Annotated in this window: 1 protein-coding gene; it reads left to right on the plus strand. The window is 57.4% G+C overall.

What is annotated here, in order from left to right; genetic code table 11:
• Positions 1 to 17: 17 nt before the first annotated feature.
• The coding region (locus ACSNOG_RS33475; RefSeq protein ID WP_436756432.1) for an alpha-L-rhamnosidase C-terminal domain-containing protein at positions 18 to 265 on the plus strand (248 nt) is incomplete at its 3' end.

Consider the following 265-nt stretch of genomic DNA (forward strand, 5'->3'; position numbering starts at 1 on the left):
GGGAGCATTGGGACGGCATTAAGGAAGACGGAAGCTTCTGGAGCAGCGACATGAATTCATTCAACCATTATGCATACGGCGCCATCGGCGATTGGTTATACCGGACTGTGGCCGGCATCCAAACGGTGGAGGCTTCTCCAGGGTATAAGCACATGGTAATAGCTCCTATCCCGGGACCGGGCCTGACATGGGCGGAGGGCTCGATCAATACCATGTACGGGCCAGTGCGGTCGTTCTGGAGGCTGGAGGAGGCCGACGGCCTTAT

The sequence above is a fragment of the Streptomyces sp. URMC 124 genome (genome assembly GCF_051386455.1).
Classification (GTDB): Bacteria; Actinomycetota; Actinomycetes; order Streptomycetales; family Streptomycetaceae; genus Streptomyces.